The 24,320-nt window shown below is 35.9% G+C and carries 23 protein-coding genes; 18 read left to right on the top strand and 5 right to left on the bottom strand.

What is annotated here, in order from left to right; translation table 11 throughout:
• Positions 1-82 precede the first annotated feature (82 nt).
• From A1704_RS18510 to A1704_RS18500, 3 genes are all read left to right on the top strand, one after another.
• Positions 83-1,600, top strand: a complete 1,518-nt coding sequence (locus tag A1704_RS18510) for a TROVE domain-containing protein (protein ID WP_062675532.1) — start codon at positions 83-85, stop codon at positions 1,598-1,600.
• Between the two features lie 250 nt (positions 1,601-1,850).
• Positions 1,851-2,393, top strand: coding sequence for a DUF6584 family protein (locus tag A1704_RS18505; protein ID WP_062675531.1), 543 nt, complete (start codon positions 1,851-1,853; stop codon positions 2,391-2,393).
• A gap of 319 nt (positions 2,394-2,712) precedes the next feature.
• Entirely contained in the window at positions 2,713-2,934 is a 222-nt protein-coding gene (locus A1704_RS18500) for a hypothetical protein (RefSeq protein ID WP_062675530.1), read from the top strand.
• A gap of 1,309 nt (positions 2,935-4,243) precedes the next feature.
• Here A1704_RS18500 and A1704_RS18495 read toward each other — a convergent pair.
• Together A1704_RS18495 and A1704_RS18490 are read right to left on the bottom strand one after the other, a co-directional pair.
• A complete protein-coding gene (locus A1704_RS18495; RefSeq protein ID WP_062675667.1) occupies positions 4,244-4,582 on the bottom strand; it encodes a hypothetical protein in 339 nt (112 codons plus the stop codon).
• Positions 4,583-4,592: 10 nt separating this feature from the next.
• Positions 4,593-5,021, bottom strand: a complete 429-nt coding sequence (locus A1704_RS18490; protein WP_062675529.1) for a hypothetical protein — start codon at positions 5,019-5,021, stop codon at positions 4,593-4,595.
• Between the two features lie 618 nt (positions 5,022-5,639).
• Here A1704_RS18490 and A1704_RS18485 point away from each other — a divergent pair.
• Positions 5,640-7,178, top strand: a complete 1,539-nt coding sequence (locus A1704_RS18485) for a SulP family inorganic anion transporter (RefSeq protein WP_062675528.1) — start codon at positions 5,640-5,642, stop codon at positions 7,176-7,178.
• 550 nt (positions 7,179-7,728) lie between these two features.
• Here the strand turns inward: A1704_RS18485 and fusA are convergent.
• Positions 7,729-9,795, bottom strand: coding sequence for an elongation factor G (gene fusA, locus A1704_RS18480; RefSeq protein ID WP_062675666.1), 2,067 nt, complete (start codon positions 9,793-9,795; stop codon positions 7,729-7,731).
• A 615-nt stretch (positions 9,796-10,410) separates the two neighbouring features.
• Between fusA and A1704_RS18475 the strand changes: the two genes are divergently transcribed.
• The 9 genes from A1704_RS18475 to A1704_RS18435 all read left to right on the top strand — a co-directional run bounded on the left by A1704_RS18475 (position 10,411) and on the right by A1704_RS18435 (position 17,533).
• A complete protein-coding gene (locus A1704_RS18475) occupies positions 10,411-11,079 on the top strand; it encodes an HAD family hydrolase (RefSeq protein ID WP_062675527.1) in 669 nt (222 codons plus the stop codon).
• Between the two features lie 8 nt (positions 11,080-11,087).
• Entirely contained in the window at positions 11,088-11,912 is an 825-nt protein-coding gene (locus tag A1704_RS18470; protein WP_062675526.1) for a phosphoribosyltransferase family protein, read from the top strand.
• A complete protein-coding gene (locus A1704_RS18465; protein ID WP_062675525.1) occupies positions 11,902-12,459 on the top strand; it encodes a TerD family protein in 558 nt (185 codons plus the stop codon). The genes A1704_RS18470 and A1704_RS18465 overlap by 11 nt, the downstream gene beginning before the upstream one ends.
• 2 nt (positions 12,460-12,461) lie before the next feature.
• Positions 12,462-13,637 carry a toxic anion resistance protein gene (locus tag A1704_RS18460; RefSeq protein WP_174525206.1) on the top strand — a complete coding sequence of 392 codons (1,176 nt, stop codon included), beginning with the start codon at positions 12,462-12,464 and terminating at the stop codon, positions 13,635-13,637.
• Positions 13,638-13,653: 16 nt separating this feature from the next.
• The gene (locus A1704_RS18455; RefSeq protein WP_062675524.1) at positions 13,654-14,601 is read left to right on the top strand and encodes a hypothetical protein; all 948 of its coding nucleotides are present in this window, start codon (positions 13,654-13,656) and stop codon (positions 14,599-14,601) included.
• 69 nt (positions 14,602-14,670) lie between these two features.
• Positions 14,671-15,279 (top strand): TerD family protein, encoded by a 609-nt coding sequence (locus A1704_RS18450; protein WP_047428248.1) that lies wholly within the window; start codon positions 14,671-14,673, stop codon positions 15,277-15,279.
• 85 nt (positions 15,280-15,364) lie between these two features.
• Positions 15,365-16,408: a TerC/Alx family metal homeostasis membrane protein gene (locus A1704_RS18445; protein WP_062675523.1), complete on the top strand. Its 1,044-nt coding sequence runs from the start codon at positions 15,365-15,367 to the stop codon at positions 16,406-16,408.
• A gap of 180 nt (positions 16,409-16,588) precedes the next feature.
• Positions 16,589-17,116 (top strand): TetR/AcrR family transcriptional regulator, encoded by a 528-nt coding sequence (locus tag A1704_RS18440; protein ID WP_062675522.1) that lies wholly within the window; start codon positions 16,589-16,591, stop codon positions 17,114-17,116.
• Between the two features lie 3 nt (positions 17,117-17,119).
• Positions 17,120-17,533, top strand: a complete 414-nt coding sequence (locus A1704_RS18435) for a nuclear transport factor 2 family protein (protein ID WP_062675521.1) — start codon at positions 17,120-17,122, stop codon at positions 17,531-17,533.
• A gap of 105 nt (positions 17,534-17,638) precedes the next feature.
• Here the strand turns inward: A1704_RS18435 and A1704_RS18430 are convergent, their stop codons facing one another.
• Complete coding sequence (locus A1704_RS18430) at positions 17,639-18,646, bottom strand: catalase family protein (protein ID WP_062675520.1); 1,008 nt, start codon at positions 18,644-18,646, stop codon at positions 17,639-17,641.
• A gap of 296 nt (positions 18,647-18,942) precedes the next feature.
• On the opposite strand from A1704_RS18430, the gene A1704_RS18425 reads away from it, so the two are divergent.
• The 5 genes from A1704_RS18425 to A1704_RS18405 all read left to right on the top strand — a co-directional run bounded on the left by A1704_RS18425 (position 18,943) and on the right by A1704_RS18405 (position 22,843).
• Positions 18,943-19,377: an FKBP-type peptidyl-prolyl cis-trans isomerase gene (locus tag A1704_RS18425; RefSeq protein WP_052198510.1), complete on the top strand. Its 435-nt coding sequence runs from the start codon at positions 18,943-18,945 to the stop codon at positions 19,375-19,377.
• Positions 19,378-19,511: 134 nt separating this feature from the next.
• Positions 19,512-20,462, top strand: a complete 951-nt coding sequence (locus tag A1704_RS18420; protein ID WP_062675518.1) for a hypothetical protein — start codon at positions 19,512-19,514, stop codon at positions 20,460-20,462.
• 65 nt (positions 20,463-20,527) lie between these two features.
• On the top strand, positions 20,528-20,938 hold the full coding sequence (locus A1704_RS18415) for an Rrf2 family transcriptional regulator (RefSeq protein ID WP_062675517.1): 411 nt from the start codon (positions 20,528-20,530) through the stop codon (positions 20,936-20,938).
• A 61-nt stretch (positions 20,939-20,999) separates the two neighbouring features.
• On the top strand, positions 21,000-21,653 hold the full coding sequence (locus A1704_RS18410) for an NAD(P)-dependent oxidoreductase (protein ID WP_062675516.1): 654 nt from the start codon (positions 21,000-21,002) through the stop codon (positions 21,651-21,653).
• 17 nt (positions 21,654-21,670) lie between these two features.
• Positions 21,671-22,843 carry an MBL fold metallo-hydrolase gene (locus tag A1704_RS18405; RefSeq protein ID WP_062675515.1) on the top strand — a complete coding sequence of 391 codons (1,173 nt, stop codon included), beginning with the start codon at positions 21,671-21,673 and terminating at the stop codon, positions 22,841-22,843.
• A 313-nt stretch (positions 22,844-23,156) separates the two neighbouring features.
• On the opposite strand, the gene A1704_RS18400 is transcribed toward A1704_RS18405, so the two are convergent.
• Positions 23,157-24,188: a M23 family metallopeptidase gene (locus A1704_RS18400; protein ID WP_082798828.1), complete on the bottom strand. Its 1,032-nt coding sequence runs from the start codon at positions 24,186-24,188 to the stop codon at positions 23,157-23,159.
• Between the last annotated feature and the right edge of the window lie 132 nt (positions 24,189-24,320).

Here is a 24,320-nt window from a genome sequence, read left to right as displayed (position 1 = left end):
GCGCAATACTGTTTTTACTTTGCATCAGAAATCAGAGAGGAAGTATCAATCCTTCCCATGTTTAACAAGAAAAACAGTAACCATGAAATTTAATTTTTTAAAAAAAGAAAATAAAGTAGTACAGAACTACGAAGGTGCAAAAGCATATGCCATGACACCCGCTGAAGAATTGTATAGTGCTGTTGTTACAACAGGACTATCAGATGCCAATTATGAAAAAGGAAATGATAGATTGGCAAGAATCCAATCTCTGATCAAAAAAAATGATCCTGAATTTGTGGCAAAGCTAGCCGTATATGCAAGAAAAGATATGTACCTGAGATCTATCCCATTGGTTTTGACAACTGAATTGGCAAAGCAGACTTCAGGTACAGACCTTGTAAGCAAAACAGTAGATGGAGTCATTCAGAGAGCAGATGAAATTACAGAATTGCTGGCTTACTATCAGTTTGCCAATAAAAGAACAGATACCAAGAAACTGAATAAACTGTCCAAACAGATTCAGAAAGGTCTGGTAAAATCATTCAATAAGTTTGACGAATACCAGTTCGCAAAATATAACAGAAAAGCAGAAGTAACCCTGAAAGATGCATTATTTCTGGTTCACCCGAAAGCTAAAGATGAAAATCAGCAGGCAGTTTTCAACAAAATTGCTAACAATACACTGCAAACTCCTTATACGTGGGAAGTGGAGCTTTCAGTTTTGGGTCAGACAAAATTTGCAAATGATGCAGAAAGAAAACTGGCTTTCAAAAATAAATGGGAAGAATTAATTTTCAGCAACAAACTGGGCTATATGGCAACCATGAGAAACCTGAGGAATATTCTGGAAGCTAATGTATCGTCTGATGCGATGAACAAAGTGTGCAGATACCTTTCCGATGAAAGAGCTGTAACCAATTCAAAACAGCTCCCATTCCGATTCCTGGCGGCTTACAGAGAATTAAAAAACTTTGATTCTCCTTATCTGTCCTCCGTAGTGGAAGCTCTGGAAAGTGCTGTTTTGGTAAGTGCCAGAAACATCAAAGGTTTTGGTTTTGAGACATCAGTGGTGATCGCTGCCGACGTGTCAGGTTCTATGCAGAAAGCAGTTTCCAGCAAAAGTAAAATTTTGCTGTATGATATCGGTTTGCTGATGTCTATGATCCTCCAGTCACAGTGTAAAAACGTGGTAACGGGTATCTTCGGTGACCGTTGGCTAAGAGTTCCAATGCCGAAAAATGGTATTTTAAGGAATGTAGATGCCTTCTACAAACGTGAAGGTGAAGTAGGATATTCCACCAACGGTTATCTGGTGATGGAAGACCTTATCAAAAGAAAAGAGCAGGTGGATAAAGTAATGCTTTTCACTGATACCCAGATGTGGGATAGCACAGGAAACAGAAACTCTTTCGAAGACGTGTGGAAAAAGTACAAAGCCATCGCGCCTCATGCAAAGCTGTATATTTTTGACCTTGCAGGTTATGGTACACAGCCGCTTGATATCAGGAAGGATGATGTACATCTTATTGCTGGTTGGTCAGACAAAATTTTCGATGTACTGAACGCGTTGGAAGACAAAAAGTCTGCAGTAAAAATGATTCAGAAAGTAGTGCTGTAACAGGCACTGCTTTTAAAAATAAAACCTATGGAAATGCGACATAGGAAACGGAGGCGTTAAGAAAATAAGCTATGCGAACGTTAAGAAAATTCTATTGTTTGAAGCGCGACACAGAAATTGAAACGAAGAAGTTACATTACATTCGCGCAAGTTTTAGAATTTTTAGAGAGTGTTGGTTATTTTTAGCCAAAGTTTCCAGGTATTGAACTTTTGGTTCTTTTGCTTCAAGGCAAAACGAACAAATATTTACATGAAAAATAAAAGTATGGGAAATTTAATGCATAAAATTAAGCAGGATCTTAAAGATGGCAGAAAGAAAAAAGCATGCGACAGATTAAGAAATATGATTAATCAGTTTCCTAATGACCTTTCCCTAAGAAGAAGATTAGGACAGATTTATTTTGAAGCAGGATTTCTTGATGAAGCAGGTAAATTTTGGATTCTTTCTAAACCAGAGAATAATAAAATGGAAAATGCAGTAGAGATTTACAGAAAGTCTTTAAGCAATTCAGGAAATGCCATTTTAAAAGATATTGTTTTCAGAGGAGATAAAAAACTGCTTGATGAATATGCATTGAAAGTAATCACTGAACTTGAACAACATAGTCTTAAAATCACAAAACAGATTCCTGTTTTCAAAGTCAAAACAAGAGAGAAAGGCAGTTATTCAGAAAACAAAACAGATTTTTTAAGTAAAATAGGAATCTTTTTATTGATCGGATTCATTATTTTACTTCCGATTTTAGGGGTTTTTAAACTTTTTGAAATTATTTCATCATTATTTTCTCAATAAAAATCAACTACGTAAATAGATTGCGTACTCACAATATAATTTTGCAGTGTTAATAATACTGGTGCCGTTAGAAAGACCTCCTTCGATTCCAAACTGACAGAGTCTTTCACCAGATTGCCCGGTAGCTAACCAATGCCGTTAATAAGAGTTTCATCGTCAACTTCTACTCTTATCATTCATTGCTTGGTTTTTAATAAAAAAACTGCGTAAGTAGAATTCGCAGTAAGAATATAATTTTGTAGAAAGAAAACTAATAACTATGAATAATTATAAACCAGATCTAAAAGAAGCAGTGTATTGAGGTTAATACTCAATACTTATGAAAAAAGCTAAAACGTTAAGACAGAAATTCGGATTTAATGAATATGGATTAATCGACTTTCCAAAGAAAGTTTCAGGCGTACAGATCTCAAGATTGATGTACGGAAATGATATGGGTTGTTCATATTGTTTTCCACATGGTTTTGAAGTGGTGAATGCAAGGTATACAAAGTTCCAGCGAAACTGGAAGAAATACAGAAAAACCCAATGGAAAAATTAAAATCAGGTGTCGTTTTGGAATCATACTTCGAGTCCCCCGTCAGATGCAGGTTCAATTCCTGCCATTCCTGTTGTAAACGGAATGTAGCTCAAATGGCAGAGTAGATGGTATAGAAAAGATTCAGCCGCTTTTACCCTGATGCTATAAAAGAGTGCCGTAGAGAAGGCTTACTTCGGTATAATATTGGTTCGACTCCATAACAGATCATGAAAATGATCTTGTAAAAGTCTTTTCGAATCTTGCCTCTTTTATTTAAATCACATCAATGAAAAAATAATAATAAAAGGTTGAAATTTCCACCAATGATAACTATGGAAATGTGACATAGGAAATGGAGGCGTTAAGAAAATAAGCTACAAGAACGTTAAGAAAATCCTACTGTTTGAAGCGCGAGACAGAAAGTGAAACTAAAAAGTAACATTAGATTCGCGCAAGTTTTAGAATTTTTAGAGAGTGTAGGTTATTTTTAGCCAAAGTTTCCAGGTCTTGAATTTTTGGTTCTTTTGCTTCAAGGCAAAACGAACAAATAGGTAAATAAAAATTATACTACCTAAATAGAATGCGCAATAAGAATATACTTTTGTAGAAAGAAAACTAATAACTATAAATAATTAAAATCAAGTGTCGTCTTAGAATCATACTTCGAGTTTGAGTAAACATTGGGTCGCAGGTTCGAATCCTGCCTTCTCCCTCGAAAAGGAGAGGTAGCTCAGCAGGTAGAGCAAATGCACGGAAGATTCTGAAAAATATTACCTTGATTTGTAAAAGAGTGCCGTAGAAAAGACCTACTTCGGTTTAATTTGGTTCGACTCCAGAAGATCATGAAAGTAATCTTGTACAAGTTTTTTCGAATCTTGCCTCTTTTTTATTTTAAAAACAAACAAGTGCCGTAGAAAAATGTTACTTCGCTCATCACGACGGGGTCACGGGTTCGAATCCTGTCTCTTCCACAACAAAAAACACAGTCTAAATAGGAAGAGTAGCTCAGCTGGTTAGAGCACGACTGCATTATTCACCTGTTGCCTTGTTTTTAAAATATATAAGAAGCTGGAAGTGGGACGTTGAAAGATATCTTTGTATATAATTTTCTATAAAGTCAGATGATTTTTTCAGACTTTACCCCTTTCTTCTGTCCACTTCCAGCTTCTTTATATTACTATTTTGAAGTGTCGTTAGGAAAAAATTCATCGTAACACAACTATGGGAGGAATAGCGAAGCCGATCACTCCGGCAAGGTTATCCGGTTCGACTCCGGCAAACGTTTAGCCCGGTTTTTTCCTTACTATTACCTTAAAAAAATGCCGGTAGATTACTTACCGGCATTTTTCATTGTATTTTCAAGCTCTTCTTCAAACATTCCTTTCCATTTTGAAAGCGTCGTTCGGCTTATTTTATATTTTCGTGACATATAACTTGTAGAATGACCATGTTTTTTTTGATACTGAAGCAGTTTTAGCATAGTCTGTTTGTCATAGGTTTTGAGTTTTTGATTTTCTCTGGATTGCTTGAACAGTTTCTCGTTGAATTTAAGAACATCTTCGCTCGTATGAAGCTTTTCAAGGAGGTCTTTAACTTTTGGATCTTTAAGCTTTTCGGGATATTCAATCCTCAGCATATCCTGGTAAATTTTTTTGTAATTAGGGCGCATTTTTATCTGTTTATCCGTTTGCATTATCACTCTTCTGAAGCCATCTGTGGAGAGTGCTTTTCGGAATAGAATATTCTTTAATGACTTCACTTTGCGTCATTTCACCGGAAAGAATTCTTTTCATTATAAAATCTTTAATTTCCTGTGTATAAATATTTTTCCTGAAATAAGGTGTTTTTTCGGACTTCTGCTGGTTTTTGTTAACTGCCGATGGAGGTGCGTATAAAATCAAATGCGAGCTGTAAAGTCTGAAAAAATCATATTCCAGCAATTTGCTCCATCTTAAAAGAAGATCCGTATCCATTGATCTGCTGTCATACATCATTTCGACAGCCTCTTCATCTTTGCTTAAAAATTTACATATCCTCTCTACTGTAATTTCATTTTCATCAACTCTTTCCTTAATAAATTTCCCAATATGGATTTCTTTATATAACATTTTTACTAAATATTGTTCTTTTGTTTAAACTTATATATAAAAAAACGAGAATAGGTGATATATATTATCTTACTTGGCAGGAAATAATTCACAAAAATTTGAAATTGATAAAGAATAGAAATTATGATTAAGAATATTAAAATAGCTTTCATAAGACGATGAATCTTATAAAATAGATTTGAATTTTGCCAAATATCTTAAAAACAGGTGGGTAGGGATCACCTTAATGTACTTGGATTATATTCTTTATTTTCAATGGTCTTCTCTTCTTCTCTTTCAAACTTCTTTTCCTGCCATTTGTGTGAAATAATATATAACCTATTAAGGTTTTATACAATTCTATGAGTTAAAGCTGCGATAGATTGATAAACAGCTTTTTACTCGTTGAATTTTTAATTAGTACCAAATAATTGCTTATTCGCTTTCAAATGTAGACAAAAATAAGAAGTAAAAACAATCATAAATATAAAAATTATACCTTATGTGTTTATTTTAATTAAAATTAACATATTATAAGAACTGATGTGTGAATTATTCAAATTAACAGATGGGTTCATGAAAAAATGATAAAAAGAAAAAATTGTATACCATCCTGACAGTCCATACCTTTGTCAATGAATGAAAAATACTATAAACTTATTCGATTTTTCGAAAAAAATCAATTATAAAAATGAACTGCTGGCTGGCTTTACAGTAGCGATGACAATGATTCCCGAATCTCTTTCATTTGCTATTCTGGCCGGTCTTTCTCCGCTTATCGGTCTTTATGCAGCTTTTATGATGGGACTTGTAACAGCTGTTTTGGGAGGTCGTCCGGGAATGGTTTCTGGAGGAGCAGGAGCAACAATTGTTGTGTTGATTGCTCTTATTCAATCCCATGGGATTGAATATCTTTTTGCCACTGTAGCACTTGCCGGAATCCTTCAGATGATGGTAGGTATTTTTAAACTGGGCAAATTTGTAAGACTGATTCCGCAACCCGTTATGTACGGATTCCTGAACGGGTTGGCTATTATTATATTCATGGCCCAGGTAGAGCAGTTTAAAATAACAGATAGTAGTGGTGTGGTAAATTGGTTGCAGGGAATGCCTTTATACATTATGGCTGGCTTAACAGCTCTTACAATTGCCATTGTTTATTTTTTTCCAAAAATCACAAAAGTTGTTCCTGCCTCTCTTGTGGCTATTATCATTGTCTTTGCTGTGGTTCTCGGATTTAATATTCCAACAAAAACGGTAGCAGATATCGCCCATATCAGTGGAAATCTTCCGAGTTTCCATATCCCACAGATTCCTTTTTCTCTGGAAACGTTACAGATTATTTTTCCTTATGCCTTAATTATGGCTGGAGTAGGTCTTATAGAATCTCTTCTGACATTATCTATGGTGGATGAAATTACAAATACAAAAGGAAGTGCCAATAAAGAATCCGTAGCTCAGGGATTGGCTAATATTACCAATGGCTTCTTTGGCGGAATGGGAGGTTGTGCAATGGTAGCACAAACGCTGGTGAATCTCAACGCTGGTTCCAGAGCCAGATTATCCGGGATTATTGCATCATTGTTAATTTTAATTATTATTCTGTGTGGAGCACCTGTAATAGAGAAAATTCCCATGGCGGCTCTGGTGGGAGTTATGATGATGGTTGCGATCAGTACCTTCCAGTGGGTATCCATCAGGATTGTGAATAAAATGCCGAAATCTGATATTTTTGTTGGAATAACTGTAGCTCTGATCACTGTGGTTTTACACAATCTGGCTTTGGCGGTTTTGATTGGTGTGATCATTTCAGCATTGGTTTTTGCCTGGGATAATGCTAAACGAATCAGAGCAAGAAAATATGTAGATGAAAATGGGGTGAAGTACTATGAAATATATGGACCTTTGTTTTTTGGTTCAGTAATAGCGTTTACGGATAAATTTGATCCTGTGAATGATCCGGATCAGGTGGTTATTGATTTTAAAGAAAGCCGTATTGTAGATATGAGTGCTATTGATGCGCTGGACAAATTATCCAAACGTTATAAACAATATCACAAAACCTTGCATCTGCGCCATCTCAGCGAAGACTGCAGAAAAATACTTAAAAATGCAGAGGCTGTAGTGGAAGTTAATATTCAGGATGATCCTACATATAAGGTGATGCCGGAAAAATAGGAGAGGAGTCAATGAGTGAATTTTGCTTCGCAAGTGAAAAGTGAATTTTTTCAGAATAGAAAAATTGAAAGCACATCGAATTAACAATTGATCATTCACAATTTCATAGTCAATAAGTGAATTTTGCTTCGCAAGTGAATGGTGAATTTTTATAGTAAAAAAAAATTGAAAGCACATCGAATTGACAATTGATCATTCACAATTTCATAGTCAATAAGTGAATTTTACTTCGCAAGTGAATGGTGAATTTTTATAGTAAAAAAAAATTGACAAGCGCAGCGGATTGACGATTGACTATTCACAATTTCATAGTCAATGAGTGAATTTTGCTTCGCAAGTGGATGGTGAATTTTTATAGTAAAAAAAAATTGACAAGCGCAGCGGATTGACGATTGACTATTCACAATTTCATAGTCAATGAGTGAATTTTGCTTCGCAAGTGGATGGTGAATTTTTTCAGAATAGAAAAATTGACAATCGCAGCGAATTGACAATGACCATTCACAAACAAGACAAGGACTGTAAGAAAAAATCTACAGTCCTTGCTTGTTTAGGTTATTAATGTGTTTGCAATAAAATCAGGCACTAAAGCATAGTGTGATAATTTCATGCTGATAGAAGCTCTTCCGCTTGTCAGTGTTCTCAGGTCAGAAATATATCCGAAAGTTGAAGCTAACGGAACTTCCGCTGCAAAAATCTTTCTTCCTGATTTTTCGTCAATAGAAGTGATAATTCCTCTTCTTCTGTTGATATCCGCAGTGACAGCTCCCGTGTACTCCTCAATACTTTGGATTTCTACCTGCATAACAGGTTCCATCAATTTAGGATGACATCCTTTTGCCGCTGCTTTGAATCCTTCTCTTGCTGCAATTTCGAAATCAAATGCTGCAGAATCCTGAGCGTGGAAAGAACCATCCAGAAGAGTCACCTTCATGTTTTCCAGAGGATATCCTTTTAATGGGCCATGTTCCATAGCTTCTCTGAAACCTTTTTCAACAGAAGGAATAAATTCAGTCGGAATAACTCCACCTTTGATCATATTAACAAACTCAAATCCATTTTCATGATCATTTCCTGGTCCGATTTCAAAAGTGATATCAGCAAACTGACCGCTTCCGCCGTTTTGTTTGGAAAGTTTTTCTCGGTGAACTTTGGTTTCCGTTAAGATCTCACGATAAGAAACTTTAGGTTTCCCCTGATTGATTTCAATACCATGATTCAGACGGATTTTTTCCAATGTAACCTCCAAATGAAGTTCTCCCAAGCCGCTTAATAAAGTCTCTCCGGTCTGCGGATCTCTTTCAACCACCAAAGAAGGATCTTCTTCCTGTATTTTGGCCAATACCAAACCGAAAGATTTCTCATCACCATTCGTTTTCGGCTCGATAGCAACTCTGATCACAGGAGTCGGAATTGTAATGGCTTCCAGTAAAATCGGTTGCTCTGTAGAAGATAAAGAATCTCCGGTTTTGGCATCCTTTATTCCCGTTAAAGCAACAATATCGCCAGCTTTAGCATCATGCAGTGATAACGTTTTATCCGATTGCATCTGTAAAATTCTGGAAATTCTGTAGCTTTCACCTGTTCTTATATTGAGTATCGTATCACCGGATTGTATTCTTCCGGAATACACACGAAGCATAGCCAGTCTTCCCATATGTTTATCAATCACAACTTTGAAAACGAGTCCTGAAAAAACTGCTTTCTCATTTCTTTCCAATATTACCGTTTCATCTGTATGTGGATCTCTTCCCTGCAGATCAGCAAGCTGATCTGGAGCAGGCAGATAAGTAACCACAGCATCAAGAAGAGGTTGGATTCCCTTATTTTTAAAGGCTGAACCACATAAAACAGGAACAGCTGATCCGGATCTGCAGACTCTTTGTATAGCTTCTGAAATCATTTCAACAGTGGCAATCTGTTCAGTATCCATAAAAATTTCAAAGAACATCTCATCATTCTCTGCAAGAGTTTCCATTAATTTAATTCTGTATTCATGGGCTTCTGTCATAGAAGCAGCAGGAATTTCCTTTTCCATGATGGTTTCTCCATTTTCATCTGTCCAGTATAAGGCTTTCATTTTAATAAGATCAATAACGCCTTCAAAATCGTTTTCAGCTCCAATCGGAATCTGAATGGCCAATGGAACAGAATTCAGCTTGGTTTTTATTTCATTAAGAACAGCAAAGAAGTCTGCACCCATTCTGTCCATTTTATTGATGAAACAGATTTTGGATGTTCCATGTTTTTCAGCCTGGAACCAAACATTTTCAGTCTGTGGCTGAACTCCTGATGAAGCACAGAAAACTGCGACAACGCTGTCAAGAACTCTTAGAGAACGTTCCACTTCCACTGCGAAATCAATGTGTCCAGGCGTATCAATAATGTTGATGTTATAAACTTTATCGTCTTTTTTCCATTGGGTAGAAACTGCAGCGGATGAAATGGTAATTCCTCTGTTTCTTTCCTGTATGTCTTTATCCATGGTGGTATTTCCGTCATCTACATTGCCGATTTTGTGAATAAGTCCTGTGTAATACAGAAGTCTTTCGGATAAAGTAGTTTTTCCTGCATCTACGTGTGCTATAATCCCTATATTTCGTGTGTTGTATTTCATTTTTTTTAATTTAAATTGTTGATTTTTAGATCTGTGTTCGGAAAAGGTTCTGAAAAAAATAAGCACAAAATACACTCCGGTCTTATAAAGCCGGTAAAACATTTTCGTATTTCGTATCAAAGGAAAATTTTCAGAGATCTTAACAAACAGCAGAAGTTGTTTGAATTGTTAAAGTCTGAAATCAGGGCAGCAAAAAAGACCTATCCGAATAGACAGGTCTTCAATATATTTTTGGGTATAAAAGATCTATAGAACTATTCAGATAAATATTCAGTGCTGCCAAAGAACACAGCTCTGACAGGATTGCTTAACGTTATAATATTTATCATTTTTGTTGACATTGTTGATTTTTAATCGGTTGCGAAATTATAATTTTTTTTTGATTTCCAAAGAATTTTTGAAAATATTTTTTTTAAACGCTTCATCAATCATCTTCTGTGAACCTTTCAAAACCTTGGATTTTCATAAAAATATCTTAAAACAGAACTTGAACGTAATGCTTTTATGATAAATATTTTATCTTTGGGAAGAATAGTATTGTAAACACTTTTTGATGATTAAAAAATTTTAAATCTTTTTCAAGAAGCTAAATAAAAACTTTTAACTTAAAACCTATTGAAAACAGATATCGACATCCATAACCACTGTCATTTTTCCTTTGATCTGTGGCTCACTTTAATCAAATCTCATCCTGAATTTAAAGCAAAAAGAGTTGAGCTGTTCTCCTCATTTTTTAACGTAGATAAGCCGATAGATGAGGTTGCGAAAACCGTAAAATATTACGATGATCTTTGTAATACCATCAATGAGGTGACAGGGGGGAATATTGATACTTTTGAAATTTATCTGATGATTTTGGGGGCTTTGGATGTAGACGTAAAACTTATTAATAAGGAAAAACTTAATGAGTTTTATAACAAAAGTGAAGAATTGTTTCTGGAATATAAACCAGTTGTAATTTTTGAAAATATTCATGATTTTTTTGAGGATATTAAAAATCAGGGAAAGACCATAAATATTCTAAGCAACACTGGATTTATCAAAGGGAAAACAATGCGGAAATTCCTGATTCATGAAAACCTGGATCAGTACATAGACTTCCATATCTATTCTGATGAAATCAACTGTTCCAAACCTAACCCGCTTATTTTTCAGGAAGTGAAGAATAAGATCAAAGATCAGGATTTGCCCATGCACCAGATTCTGCATATCGGAGACAATCCGGTGGCAGATTATCAGGGAGCAAAGAACTTTGGTTTCAGTGCTCATTTACTTAAACACTAAAAATAAACATGAACAAAAGATACAGCTTACACCACATTCATTCGGCGGATGAGTTTACTTTCTCACCTGCAGAATACAGCTTTTTCAAGTATGGCGATAAGTCGTATGCTGAAAAATTCGCAAGAGAATTATTCGACGGATTTATTTCCGAAAATGAAGAGCTTTTAAGTACAGATAAAGAGATTGTAGTGCTTCCAAGCCCCTATATGGCGATTCCTACTGCATCCAACTTTTTATGTTTTTACTTTAAAAAACACCTGGATTTTTATCTGTTTCAAAAAGGAAAAAAGTCAAGTATTTTATCTAAAATCAACAGAAACCATACATACATCACAGATTACGGGAATCTCAATTTTGAAGACCGCAAAAATCTGATCGCCAATGACACTTATTATATCGATAAGGATTTTTTGAGAGGAAAACTTTGTATTTTTATAGACGATATAAAAATCACGGGAAGTCATGAATATACAGTCAACAGAATACTGAATGAATATAACGTGGAGGCTGACTTTATGTTCCTGTATTATGCAGAACTGATGAATTTTGACCTTGACCCGAAAATTGAAAACTTTTTCAACTACTATGCTGTAAAAAATGTAAATCATGTTGCAGAAGTGATGAATAAAGAAAGTTTTCAGTTCAATACAAGGATTGTCAAATATATTTTAGGCCTAGATTCAAGTAATTTTGATTATCTTACGTCTCAAGTAAAAAAGGAACAGATGGACCTGCTTTTGGAGCTGGCGATCAGTAACAATTATCATTTAATAAAAGAATACGAAAATAACATCAATACTTTAACACAAACGGAATTATATTATGGCTATTAACTTACAAAAAGGACAAAGAGAAAACATCAACGCACCTAAATTTACTGTAGGTTTAGGATGGGATATCAATAATACTTCTACAGGAACCGCTTTTGACCTTGATGCGTCCTTGTTTTTGCTTGGGGACGACAAAAAATTAGTTTCAGATAATCACTTTATTTTCTATAACAATCTTGAGTCTCCGGACAAATCTGTAATCCACACGGGTGATAACCTTACAGGAGAAGGATCGGGTGACGATGAGCAGATCAAAATTGATCTTACTAAAATTGACAGTGCTATTAAAGAAATTACTGTAGTCGTAACAATTCACGAGGCTGATTCAAGAAAGCAAAACTTTGGACAGGTAAGAAATTCTTTCATCAGAATTTTTAATTCAGATACGAATGAAGAGATCTTAAAATACGAATTAGACGAAGATTTCTCAATCGAAACCGCTGTAGAATTCGGAAGAATCTACAACAGAAACGGAGAATGGAAATTTGAGGCTGTAGGTGCAGGACAGAGAGACGGCCTTGAGAAATTTGTATCAATTTATCAGAAGTAATCATGGACAATCAGGAAAATCAACCCATAGATCCGCTAGGATCAATAGAACCCCTTAAAACCTTTGAACCGACTCCAATGGTTCCCCCAACTCCGGTTCAGCCCGCTCAGAATGCGGCGCCGGCAGTTCTTGTGGACAGAGAGGGAAATGTAAATCTGACACAGCTGCAGTCAGAAGAACGTCAGAAATATGAAGTTCTTGCGAACTCTATTGACGAGACCAACCCAGGTTCAATCGTGAATTTCGGGGCAGAGCTTCAGAAAACATTAACCAACCAGAGTGACAGCTTCTTAGGAAATGTAAGAAGATCAAACTCAGGAGAAGTTGGCGGGCTTATCAATGACCTTTTGGTAGAGCTTAACTATGTAGATGTTGAAGAACTTAACGGAAATAAAGTGAAAAGTTTTCTGAGCAAATTGCCATTCATGAAAAAGGTAATGACTCAGGTGGAAAATCTTTTTGCAAAATACGATAAGATCATCAACAATATCGAACAGATTTCTTATAAAGTAAATGCAGGAATTATCACCTCTACAAAAGATAACGCTGTACTTCAGACTATTTTTGAAAGCAATGTGAATTCTATCAAGCAGATTGAAGAGCTTGTCATTGCAGGTAATATAAGAATGGAAAGAGCGGCAGGCGAGCTTGCTCAGATGGAAGCGAATCCGCAGATTTACCAGGATTATCAGATTGCAGATAAAAGAGATTTCATTGCAAGGCTAGACAGGAGAATGGCTGATCTTAAAGTGGTGCGTGTGATTATGATGCAGTCACTTCCTCAGATCAGACTGGTACAGAACAACAATGTTTCTATTGCTGAAAAAGCACAGACGATTCTTACCACTACACTTCCGGTTTGGAAAAACCAGCTTTCCCTTGCGGTAGCGATGTACAGACAGCAGCAGAATATTGAAATACAGCAAAAAGTATCTTCTACTACAGAAGAGATTTTAAGAAAGAATGCGGAACGTCTTGGCCAGAATTCTGTGAATGTTGCCAGAGCCAACGAGCAGACTATCGTATCGGTGGAAACATTGAGAGAAACAACGTCAATGCTGATCAATACATTGAATGAAGTGAAACAAATCCAGAAACAGGGAGCTGACAACAGAAGAAAACTGGATCAGGATCTTCAGACATTGGAGCATGAACTTAAAGCAAATGTCAGAGGTTAATTTATAGGATACTAAGGTGGGGGATGATGCAGCAACCATATTGTCGCAGAGCAAAAGAAGATTAACAAAGCTTAAGCTTCTCGCTAATTTTTTTGAACATATTGACATCATATCAATTTACATCAAAACGGATATTATTCACAATCTGTTCCAGGAAAATACGGCTTTAGATTATAATAAACTGGAACTTTTCCACCTGCAGTATACCGACAGCCTTATAGAACTTCTGACTAAAATTAAAAAGCAGAAGGAAAATGACATGCTGGCGGTCATTAATGAAATTAACATCAACAGTAAATATATTTCAGGTTTTGAAGAAAGAAGGGTAGATAGTTTTGAGACCGACAGAAAAATGTACAGCGGTGTCTTTTCCCAGCACTTAAAAACAGTGTATAAAGACCTGACGGAAGATCGTTTTACGGCCAATTGGGAGAATGTACTGTACTTTCATAAAAAATATGCCCATGAATTTTACAGATCGGAGGCAGATGAAACACTGCTGAAAACTGATTCTTTTCCTTCCTATCAGTATAAAGAATATTCCATTGAAAGGAAACTGTTGGGAAGGCTTAATATACAGGGGTTTAAAGTCCGTTTCGTATGTGGTTACCTTATCGGAACCCACGATTATGAACTTTTTAAAATCTTTCAGTCTGATGATTATTTTATTTTCAGTGTAGACGAAAAGAAATTGTATCTTTTCGACAAAGAACTGGATAAGCTGGATATTTCCGAGAATCAGTCTAATCAGAGTTCCATTATTGATCAGCTGAGAAGTAAAAATGAGCAGCTGGAACATAGTATGAACGAAAGAAAGCGTACTTTGCCAGCTGAAGTGGAAGGCGTTCTGAAAGATTATATTAAAAACCTGGAAAATATGGATATTATGAGTAAAATCTTTGACTTCGACGAAGAAACGAATATTCTGCGGGCAATGCTTAATTTGAATTTGAATAATAACTAGAACGAAATTTGAAAAGCAAAGAAGATTACCTTTTTTGCAAAAAAGTAAATAACAACTAAACATAGAAAGATGGCTATCAACTTACAAAAAGGTCAGAGAATTAACCTTAAAAAAGAAAATGGAGCTGAGCTTTCCCAGGCTTGTGTAGGAATCAACTGGGGAGCAATCGAAAAGAAAGGATTTTTCGGAACAAAGAAAGAAGCAGTAGACTTGGACGGAAGCTGTATTTTATATGATTCAAACAAAAACGTTACTGAAGTAATCTACTTTGGAAATCTTAAATCAAGAAACGGATCTGTAAGACACAGCGGAGACGACCTTACCGGTGACGTGAATGGAGATGACGGATTGGATAACGAAGTAATCACGGTAGACTTCAGCCAATTGGAACCAAATGTGGAGCATGTGGCAATGGTTTTGAACAGCTACAGAGGCCAGGATTTCGGCACTATTCCTTTTGCTTCTATCCGTATTTATGAAGGATCACCTACCAATGTAAGAGAGGTCTTTGCAAAATATGATATTGCGAATGACGCATCTTTCAGCGGACATGTTGCCATGGTAATGGGTGTTTTCTATAAGAGAAACGGAGAATGGAAATTCAATGCGATCGGAGATCCTACAGCGGATAAAAAGTTGGAGCAGACAATCCAGACGGTACAGATGAATTATCTATAATCAATTGACAATCAAAAGATAAATAAAATAGCAATATTTGTACTCTGTGCATCTATTGCTTTTATCATATAATAACATAACTCAAGTGGAACATCAAAGTATTTTAGAACTGCACCCTGGTCTGGTGTGGGGATTTGCAGTAACAGTCGTTATCATGCTGCTCCTGGACTTAGGGGTATTTAATAAAAAAAGTCATGAAGTCTCTTCCAAAGAAGCTACCATCTGGTCTATTGTATGGATCTCGCTTTCTATGGTTTTTTCAGGAGTGGTCTATTGGGTATTCAATACCGACGGAAGCCCTGAAAGCCATGCTTTGGCAGTAGAGAAATTTACACAGTATCAGGCTGCCTATTGGATTGAAAAAGCCTTGTCTGTAGATAACTTATTTGTATTTATTCTGGTTTTCGGGTTCTTTAAAGTTCCGAAATTTCTTCACCATAAAGTTCTTTTCTGGGGAATTATCGGAGCGCTGATCTTCAGAGCTATATTCATCTTTGCAGGAGTAGGATTAATCAATCTGACGTATCTTCCTGAAATGAATATCTTCGGTGAAGCAGTGAAAATCAACGTTGTCATGACCTTATTCGGATTATTCCTTGTGTATGCAGGGATCAAATCATGGGGTGACGGTGATGATGACGATGATGAAGATTACAGCAATACGGCAGGAGCAAAACTGATCAAGAGTTTCTGGAAAGTTTCAGACAATTACGATGGAGATAAGTTCTTCACCATCCAGAACGGAATCAAAATGGCAACTCCTCTTTTAGTAGTAGTGGGTGTTATCGAGTTTACGGACGTTCTTTTTGCAGTAGATTCCATTCCGGCAATCTTTGCGATTTCAAATGACCCTTTTATCCTTTATACATCAAATATCTTTGCAATTTTAGGATTAAGATCATTATACTTCCTGTTAGCGAACTTTATTCATATGTTCAGCAAACTTCCATACGGATTGGCTATTATCCTGTCCTTCATTGGAGTTAAAATGCTTATTGCCCCATGGATTCATATTCCGTCTCCGGTTTCATTGGGAATCGTAGGAGGAGTATTGGTAATCTCTGTTCTTTTATCCATCATCTTCCCTGAAAAAGAAGAAGAGAAGAAGGAAGAATTGGACGAAAAATAATCGCACTTAAAATAATATAAAAGCCTCCGGAATGTATTTCTGGAGGCTGTTTTGTTTATCAAGCTTTTGTTTATCAAACATCTCAAGCCAACCTTCAAAGAAATATTTTCAAAAATAAAACAGACAGACCGGTCTGTATATTGTTTTTTTTCATACATTTGTTCCAGAAAGGAAAAGCATATGAAATCTCCAAGAGAAAGAATTGTAGAAAAGACCTTTGAATTGTTTGCAAAACAAGGGTATAATTCTACCGGAATCAATCAGATTATTTCCGAAGCTGAAGTTGCCAAGGCAAGCTTTTATCAGCATTTTAAATCCAAAGAAGATCTGTGTGTAGAATTTCTGAAGGTGAGACATGAGTATTGGTTCAATGAACTCAATCAATTTATAGCAAAAGGAAATGGCTTACAGTCTAAAATCATCAGTGCTTTTGATTTTCTGGTGTATATGAATAAAAAGGAAAACTTCAGAGGTTGCAGCTTTCTGAATATTCTGTCGGAAATCCCCATGGATAATACTAAAGTACTGAGCATTATTCAGTCTCATAAAGCAGATCTTAGAAATTTTCTTTTAGAATTGCTGAATGATGATGAACTTTCCGATCATATCTACATGCTTTTTGAAAGCAGTATCATAGAAAGCCAGCTTTTCAAATCCAATGAATTAATTGAAAAATCAAAAAAGATAGTCAGCAATTTAATACAATGAGTTATGGAACAGAAACATCCGCTTCCTCCTTTCACTCTTGAAACGGCACTGGAAAAAATTCAATTGGCAGAAGATGCCTGGAACAGTCAGGATCCTGAAAAGGTTTCCAAAGCATATACCATCGATAGCGAATGGAGAAACAGAGATACCTTTGTGAATGGTAGAGAAGAGATTGTACTATTTCTTCAGAATAAATGGGAAAGAGAACTTCATTATAAACTTAAAAAGGAATACTGGGCGCATACCGATAATCGTATTGCCGTTCGTTTTGAATATGAATATCAGACCAAAGAGGGAAACTGGTTCAGGGCATACGGAAACGAAAACTGGGAATTCGATGAAAACGGGCTTATGGCAAAAAGATATGCCAGTATCAATGATCTGGCGATCAAAGAAGAAGAACGAAAGTTTAAATAAGATGTAAAGACTGTTGTCACAACAGTCTTTTATTTTTTAGTTGGATCAATCTTTTTCACATCACATGCAAAAATTCATCATCATAACTCATCAGTCATCATTATTTTAACTGTTTTTCCCATGCAGTAACTTATTAATTTTCCTTCTGGTCTGCAAAGAAACTTTATAAGCTTCATCACGCAGCTTTTGTATTTTTCCTACAGGCTGAAAAAATATTTTACTCTCAAAAGGATTGAATGAAAGAAGTTCAGTGTTGCAGTTACGGGAATCCAGCAAAGAATCTTTGTCGATTTTTACTTCGCCGATTTTAATAAAAGGAGCATTTTTCCATTCTACATTCAGTTTGTTGACAGGCTGGTCTTTCAGGTCATAACATATCTGTATCAGGACATCTGCAGTAAAGTCATGGGTCTGCAGGTAATTTTTTAAAGCATCACTAATCTTCTGCTTTCTGCCGGTATTCTTATCTACAGATTGAGGTGAGAGCTTTATTTTAATGATCTGATCTCCGAGACGGTAAGCACCTATCGAGTAATAATCAAACGACAGAATAAAGTCATTTCTTTTTCTGAAGAGTTTTATCATATTACGGATCATATCGCTGGTACTGATGTAAGGAAGCATTTTGACTGCCTGAAAAAGCAATGGCAGCAGACTGCTCCATTTTTTCATATAAAACTTATTGACAGCAGTAAACAGTTTCAAAAAATTTGAAACAGAATTTATAGGAAACAGGGGAAAATTCACCAATGGATAATTGGCAAGAAGCCCACCGTTTTCATCCTTGATCTGCACTGCAAAGCCGTAGGCAGGAATATCCTTTCTTGTATTCTTAATTTTCAGCTGAGCATTGGAAAACCGTATAATAAGATCAAATTTTTCCTTATCAAAAAAAGGCTGCAGTGATTCAGGAATATCAGGTTCTATCCTGAATGTACCTTTTGCTGCCGCATACGTTTTGGCATGGGCATTTCTGGTAGCATAATTGACATCGCTGATGGAAGAGGATTGTTCAACAAAATCTGCTATTGTTTTTTTATTGATTTCCAGAAGCTTTTTTTCCTCTTCATTCAGTTCATCAAACTTCTTATTATATTTTAGTGGATTTGGCATTTAGTTTTTAAAATCCAATTATAACGCCAAGTTTCGAAATCTATGTTAAATAAGTATTACAATTATTTGAATTTTGTGGAAAAGATCTTTGAAAATCAAAAATGTAAGACTATATGATTAATGATTATTGAAAAATAATCTTTTTAACTTGTTGATTATTAGTGTTTATTTATTTTTAATGAGAATGAATTAAAGTCACTTTGTTTGAGAGGAAAATTCTTCAGGCTTTTAAACTTCGCTTATCGTGCTCCCATCTTCCAAACCCAAAAAGCCTTATCTTTGTAAAAAATTATAATATGGGAGTAGCAGATATGTTATTTAAACGTAAAAAAGAATTGGCAGAAAAAAACCTGAAAGACGGTAAAGAATATATGGAAGAGTATGGTAAAAGAGAAAGCGTTGTGCAGTTACCAAGCGGCTTACAGTATGAAATCATTACAGAAGGCGACGGCCCGAAACCAGGACCCAAATCTACTGTAAAATGCCACTATCACGGAACTACTATTTCCGGGAAAGTATTTGACAGCTCTGTAAAAAGAGGTACACCTGCATCTTTCCCTTTGAACAGAGTGATTTCAGGATGGACGGAAGCTCTTCAGTTGATGCCTGTCGGAAGTAAGTGGAGATTGATTATTCCTCCGCACTTAGCATACGGAGACCAGGAGATCAGCAAGGAAATAGGACCAAACAGTACTCTTGTTTTTGAGGTTGAATTACTGGATATTAAATAATCCTTCTTAAAAATAGATTAAAAATTTACCTGATTTCAGGTAAATTTTTTTATTTGTATTATATTCGTATAGGAGAATTGTGAAAATGGAGAAATTTATTTTGCAATATACCTGATAACACAAAAAATCACTGAATGAAAAAACTTTTTTACCTTTTGATTGTTTTCGGGCTTCTTACTTCCTGTGTTTCCAGGAAGAATCAGGCTATTCAGCAGAATATTCTCACCCTGAAGGACAGCTACTGTAAAGCGCCGTTCAAATATAACTACAGCAACAAACTTCCGTCTTATAATTCAGATTCTATACTGGCAGCCAATAAAGAATTAAAAGAAGTATTTTCTGATCAGAGTATCCTGATCTTAAACGCACTGGATAATTTAGATGAGGTTCATGAGATTATTGATCTTAAAAAAGACTCATCCCTTGCTTCCCAGATTAAAGTCTTACAGTTGAAGACAAAAATAAACAGCAAAATAACGATTGCTCTTACGGAACTGGATGCAGTAGCCGCAGAGTTCGACTGTGAAGGAGAAAGAGTAGCCCAGATTGGAAATTATGTGGATAATCTCAACTCATCAAGAAATAACAAACTTATTTTATATTCAATCGTTGCAGGAGCAGCCGCTTCCATAGCAGGAGGAATTGTACATGATCAAGGCTGGAGTAATGCCATTGATATAGGCGGAGGGGTTCTGGGAGCAGGTTTTGGACTGGCAACCCTTAATCCAAAAGGGAAAAAGGTAGAGTTTATTCACCAGAGAAACCTTTTGAGAGATATCTGGAAAGAAAAATTAGAGTCTCCGAATTTCCCCCCTTTTATCTGGTATATGTACACAGAGAAAAAGTTTTCCAACAGAGAAGAACACTCCATTATCGGAAATATGAAATTAAGATGGCTTCATTACCAGTTTGATGACAATAAAGAAACAGCAGATAAGTCTGTAATCTTCAGTGATGGAGGTTTTTACAGAGCAGACGATCTTCATAACCGCGCTGCCATGCTCAATCAGATGCAGTCGGCCACACGTACCATTAATCAAAATATCAATTATTTGTTGCTGGATTTGGATAAATTAATTCTTTAAGAAAAAAATAACTGTAATAAATTTTGTTACATTTAAAAAATGTTTATCTTTGCAAAGTAATTACAATGAACAATACAAGATTTGCTACGGCAGTACATATAATGACACTATTGGCGAAAAGCCCTCAGGAGTGGCTTACATCTGACTGGATGGCCGGTAGTATCAATGTGAATCCGGTGATTATCCGAAAGGAGATCAGCGTATTGAGAGAGGTAGGTCTGATTATCAGCAGACAAGGAAAAGAAGGAGGAAGTCAGCTTGCAAAAAATGCTGAAATGATCACAATTTCCGAGATCTATAAAGCAGTAAAAAATACAGAAGTATTAGGCAAAAAAAATCAGAATCCCAATCCCGCGTGCAGTGTTGGAAAGGAGATCAACAATCATTTAAATACATTATTTGAAGAAACAGATCAATTGGTGGTAAACTTTTTAGGAGATAAGTCATTACAGGAATTCACTGACCAGTTCGAATAAAAAAATTTCATCTTAAATGTAACAAAATTTATTACAGTTTAATTAAAAAAAATAAAACATTATGAAAAAAGTAGCAGTAATCGGTGCAACAGGATTTGTAGGAGCACATGTAGTATCAGAATTAGCAGAAAGAGGATATGCGGTGGAAGCATTGGTAAGAGATGCATCAAAAGTGAAAATACAGGAAAATGTAACTGCAAAAAGTGTTGATGTAAACAATGTAAGCGAACTGGCTGAAGCATTGAAAGGAAGTGATGCAGTAATCAGTACATTCAATGCAGGATGGACCAACCCTAACCTTTACAACGATTTTTTAAACGGTTCTGAGAACATTGAAAAAGCTGTAGAACAGTCGGGAGTAAAAAGACTGATTGTAGTAGGTGGAGCAGGAAGCCTTTACACACCCGATAACGTACAAATTGTAGATACTCCTGATTTCCCTGAAGCTTACAAACCTGGTGCAACAGCAGCAAGAGATTATTTAAACAAAATCAAGGAAAATAATACGTTGGATTGGACATTCTTCAGCCCTGCTATAGAAATGAACCAGGCGAATGTAGGAGAAAGAACAGGAAAATACAGAACTTCACTGGAAACTCCGGTATTTGATGAAAACGGAAGAAGCCGTCTGTCTGTAGAAGACGTAGCCGTAGTTTTAGTAGACGAATTAGAGCAGAACAATCACATCCGTGAACGTTTCACAGCAGCTTACTAATCAATAAAAGAACAGAAATGATACAAAAAAAATTATGGTCGTTATTAGCATTGTTGGGATTCATCAGCATATTTGCAGGGAATCTCAAAGTGAAAGTTTATAATCCGGGAACCAAAGCTATTTTTCCCATTACTTCTACCATTATTTACGGAAATAAAGATGCGATACTGGTAGATGCTCAGTTTCAGAAACAATATGCGGAACAGCTGGTAAAAGAAATAAAAGCAACAGGAAAGAACCTGAAAACCGTTTTTATTTCTCACAGCGATCCTGATTTCTATTTTGGATTGGATGTGATTAAAAAAGCTTTTCCTAATGCTAAAATTATCTCAACGGCACAGACTGCTTACCTTATATCAGCTTCAAAAGATGATAAAATGGGAGTGTGGAAACCACAGTTGAAGGCAGATGCTCCATCGGAAATTATAATTCCTGAAGCAGTTACTTCAATTCCTGATCTTGAAGGAAACAAAATTGAAATCAGACAAAATCCTGAAGATCATGCACATAGCTTTCTTTGGATTCCGTCCATCAAAACCATTGCAGGCGGGATTTCAGTTTCTGTGGGCTCACATCTCTGGATGGCAGATACACAGAATGTCAAAGCCGTTGATCAATGGATAGGGCAGATTGATGCTATGAAAGGTTTGAAACCGGAAAAAGTTATTCCTTCTCATTTTGTAGAGCTTTCCACATCACCACAATCTCTTGATTTTGTGAAAAACTATCTGGAAAATTATAAACAGGCAGTTACTGAAAACAAAACTACATCCGCAATTGTAGATTTCATGGTAAAAAAATACCCTGATCTGCCAGGAAAAGAAGAGCTAGAAATGGGAGTAAAGGTTTATCTAAAAGAAATGGACTGGGATCTTAAATCACCCTATCCGGCAATAGGACAAAAAGTGGAAGTGGACTTTGGAGAAATAAAATTCATTCTTGATTTTAAAGATAATAAAACCATGACATTCACAGGAACAGCCGGAAGTTCAAAAAACAGTACAGATACTGTAGAATATACTGCCATAGAAGTAGCAAAAAATGTTTTTATGGTCTACTGGCATGAGCCGCACCTTGGTTTCAATGTAACCCATATTCAGGATTATAATAAAAATATCATCTACTCGAATATTGCAGGTCCCGACGGTACATTTACCCACCCGAAAGGAACGCTTAAAATTTTAAAATAAAAAGACAGCTGCCAATGCAGCTGTCTTTTTTGTATCATAATAGTTAACAATAAAATATCATTAAAGCTCATCAAATCAGCTTGCTGATTCTAACTTTGCCTCCTTAGCCTCAAAAGAAAGCAAATTAAAAACTTTGAATTAAAATAATCTCTCGCAGATTTTATAGATTTTGAAGATCTATGATCATTAGAATTATATTAGTGATTCGTTCTATTCGTGGAACTATTCGTGTTCTTTGTGTTTAAAAAAGGTCTTTAAATGAATACTCTATTTTGTAAAACTAAAAAACTGCCTCATGAGAGACAGTTTTCTTTTATAGATTCATAAACAATTTCGGGTTAATCGGAGTATTGTTTTTGTGTACTTCATAATGAAGATGAGGTCCTGTAGAACGCCCGGAATTTCCGGATTTTGCAATGACCTGACCAACTTTTACTTTATCATTTACTTTTGCAATAAGCTGAGATAAATGTCCATATAAAGTAGCCAGCCCGTTTCCGTGAGAAACAATTACACAGTTTCCATAGCCTCCTTTTTGTCCGGAAAAAATGATTGTTCCGGCAGCAGCAGCTCTTACATCAGAACCATAGGCAACAGCAATGTCCAGTCCTTTATGGAACTGCATCTGATCAGCTTCAGCAGGTGGATTGTTTTTTTCAGCGACAGCAGTTTTAGTTGCAGGCGTTCCGGAAGCAGCTTTTGTTGTGGTTGCAGGAGCAGAAGTTGCAGCTACAGGAGCCGTTTTTGGGGTTACCATTACTTTTACTTCTCTCTTATTTCCATAGCTGTCTGTAAGTTCTATAATTTTCTCAACAGGTTCAGCTTTTACTTCAGGCTTAGCTGCTGCGACTACTGTTGGTTTTGCCTCTGTTGCTGCACTTGATCTTACTGAAGCAAAAACAGTTTTGAAAGGAATAGGATTTTTTCTTATCCCGAAATTAGAGGAAATATAGCCATCAGTAGGCATTCCTAAGGGAACCTGCATGAGTTTTTTCTGAAGATCCATCAGATATTGGCTGTATCGGTTAGCCTGTTTGGAAAGATAAATAGAGTTTGAAATACTGTCCTGGTTGAGCATCATTAGTTTTTCATTAGTGATGTCTTTGGACTTCAGGAAGGAGTTGAGCTGAGCAACGGTTTGATCTACAAGAGTAAGATCACTTTTCATTTTTAAATAATCTACACTGTCTTTTTCAGTGTTTATTTTTACAAGGTTTACTTCGTAGGTTTTGTCATCTCTTTCAGAAAAGAGTTTGGCAATGAATACACCTTGTGCAAAAACTACTAGTAAAAGTCCTCCCAGGAGAATGTTTACGTTCTTCTTGCTGTTTAGAAATTTTTTCATATTTCTTCTCTTAGTAAGTTAAAACGGTTTTGAAGTTGCAAATTTAATTAAAAATAAGCTTTGTGAGTTATTTTTAATTAAAATTCAGTTTTTTCTGTATTTAACGGCTAATTAGCTATTTAATTGTGTTGT

It is taken from the genome of Chryseobacterium cucumeris (genome assembly GCF_001593385.1).
Classification (GTDB): Bacteria; Bacteroidota; Bacteroidia; order Flavobacteriales; family Weeksellaceae; genus Chryseobacterium; species Chryseobacterium cucumeris.
The sequence above is the reverse complement of the archived record's forward strand: the minus strand, read 5'-3'. Positions and strand labels throughout refer to the sequence as shown.